This window comes from Azoarcus taiwanensis (assembly GCF_012910885.1).
In the GTDB taxonomy this organism is placed as follows: Bacteria; Pseudomonadota; Gammaproteobacteria; order Burkholderiales; family Rhodocyclaceae; genus Azoarcus_F; species Azoarcus_F taiwanensis.
The window spans coordinates 1-833 of the sequence record NZ_WTVM01000278.1 but is presented as its reverse complement, the minus strand read 5'-3'; the positions used below and the strand labels follow the sequence as shown (position 1 = coordinate 833).

Here is an 833-nt window from a genome sequence, read left to right as displayed (position 1 = left end):
GGCTGATGGCGCCGCCGACGAGCGCCTTGACCAGGATCTTCTCGAGGCTGCCGTCGGCAAGGCCGAGGTTACCGACCTGATTGAAGGCGGTGGCCGAGACGACGTGGATGGCTTGTTGGGTGAGTGCTGCGGCCAGGCGGTCTTCGAGGCTGCCGCCGTGCAGTGCGGTATCGACGGTGGCCGAGAGCACCGCGCGTGCGCCCTGGTGGGCGGCGAAGCGGGCGGTGCCGGCGACGCTGTTCAGGTCGTGGCCAAGGGTGGTGCCGGTGATTGGGTCGGTGCCGGCGCCGAAGTAGGCGTCGATGTATTTGGCGGTGAGCCCGGCGGTGAGCGCGGCGCTCGCGTAGGACTTGAGCGCGTCGCCCGAGAGGCTTTCGGACAGGGCCCGTCCCAGATCGCCCCGGGCGTTGATGGTCTGGATGGCGAGGTTGCTGGCCGCGGCGTGGAAGGCGGCCTGTGCGGCGTAGCCGGCGGCGGGGCCATAGGTCGCGCCGACCTGAGCCGCAATGGCGTTGCCCCAGCCCCCGGTGGCGACGGTGGTGACGATCGCCACGGCCAGTGCAAGGCCCGGCCCCATGCCCGAATCGCTGTACTTGAAGCGATCGTGGTGCTCGCGGACCTGGCGCCAGTCGATGTCGCCGCTTGCATGCATGTCGGCCAGCCACGCGAGTTGCGGTTCGGCCGCGGCCAGGCGCGCGACGGTGTCGGCCACCGACTCGGCGGTGACGCGTGGCACATCGATGCGAATGCGCTCGGCTGCCTCGATCACCAGCCCCGAGGTGGCGGCGATCTCGGTCAGGCGCAGCGTCTCCAGGCTGTAACCCTCACCCTTG

1 protein-coding gene is annotated in these 833 nt (G+C 70.5%); it reads right to left on the bottom strand.

All coding sequences use genetic code 11. From position 1 onward, the window contains the following. The coding region (locus GPA21_RS21235) for a DUF637 domain-containing protein (protein ID WP_168989865.1) at window positions 1-833 on the bottom strand (833 nt) is incomplete at both ends.